Consider the following 1,503-nt stretch of genomic DNA (forward strand, 5'->3'; position numbering starts at 1 on the left):
CCTGCCGCGTCGACACGGCTGGCGATATCGGCTGCCGCGAACCCACCCGTTGTGGCGGACCCGTAGGAGCGTTCCTCGGTGTGGTCGGTGCGCTGGATGACGTGGCGGCGGATGCCGGGTGAGTCGGTGCGGCTTCCCGACACGTGGACGTATCCGGTCTTGGCGAGGCGCACGGTGAACGCCAGGCGCAGGCCCTGGCGGGCGGCTTCGGCGATCAGGGGGCGCAGCCGGGACGAGCCGGAGGCGATGGCCTGTGCTCCGGCGCGTCCGGTGCCGGTGCCGGTGGGGGTGATGAGGACGGCTTTGGTGCGGACGCGGGCTCGGGTGCCGCTGGCGGTGGTGCGGCGGGTGGTGTGGGGGGCGGCGATGGAGGCGAGTTCGGTGATGTCGCTGATGCCTGCGGTGTGGATGGCGGTGAGGACCTGGGTGAGGGCGGGGACGAAGGCTGCGCCCTTGTTCTTTGTGTAGAACTGGGAGACGAGGGAGGCGTCGCGGTTGATGATGCGGGCGATGTCGCGTTTGGTGTAGCCGGCTTGTCGGAGTTGGTCGGCGAGGCGGGCTGCTTCGTTGCGGTGCGGTACCGGGGGGTTCCTGCGACGCGGGGGCATCAGGCCCTCTCAGGGGTGGGCATGGCGTGGTGGGCGGCGCGGCCCTTGTCCCGGAGGGTCAGGAGTTCGTCTTCGGTGGTGGGGGCGGTGAGCGGGCCGGGGAGGTGGCCTTTGTTGAGGTAGTCGCCCGGCTGGCCGTGGTGGGGCCAGTTCTGGGGCTGGGTGAGGTAGACGGCGTCGGTGCGGAAGGCGACGATCGTGCCGGGCGGGGCGTGGAGGGCTCCGGCGTAGGTGCTGTCGTCGCGGTGGCGCTGGGAGAGCAGGGCGGCGCGGGCGGAGGACCAGATGTGGGCGGCCCATTCGGGGTGGGCGTTGGGGTCGCGGGTGAAGCCGGTGGGGCGTTGCCAGGTGATGGTCTGGTCGTCGAAGCCGATGATTTCGGCGTCCGGTGGGACGTCGCGTTCCATGGTGCGGGGTGTGGTGCCGGTGACGGTGCGGGGGCGTTGGGCGAAGGCGCCGATGCCGTAGAGGAGGAGGGCGCGGACGGCGCGGGCGGCGAGGTGGGCTGCAGTGCGCTGGTCGGGGTCGCCGTTCAGGTCGGCCTGGGCGGTGAGGGAGGACCAGGCTTCCTTGAGTTTCTTGGACCAGTCGTCGAGTGGTTTGCCGTCGTCGAAGAGGATCCCGTCGAGGATCTCGATCTTCCACGGGGTGTGGGGATTGGACAGGGCGGTGTGGATTTCGGGGCCGCCGGCCCAGGTGGTGAACGTGGTGCCGGGGGTGGCGGGGTAGTGCCAGGCGCGGTCGCCGGGGGCGGGTGCGGGGAGGACCCCGACGTGGGTCCAGGTGTCGGGGACGGTGACGCGGACGTGCCAGTGGCCGCAGGCGAACAGGGCTTTGGTCTGTTCCTTCTGGGACCAGGAGGCGAAGGTGGCCGCGGTGACGCGGCGGGGGGGGG

General features: G+C 71.5%; 1 protein-coding gene and 1 pseudogene. Both read right to left on the reverse strand.

Features of this window, described 5'->3' with window-relative positions; all coding sequences use genetic code 11:
* The coding region (locus tag D581_RS0136580; protein ID WP_018962048.1) for a hypothetical protein at window positions 1-608 on the reverse strand (608 nt) is incomplete at its 3' end.
* Window positions 608-1,503, reverse strand: a pseudogene (locus D581_RS01000000138430) (hypothetical protein); the annotation flags it as partial. The gene D581_RS0136580 and the pseudogene D581_RS01000000138430, both read right to left, overlap by 1 nt.

This window comes from Streptomyces sp. CNB091 (assembly GCF_000377965.1).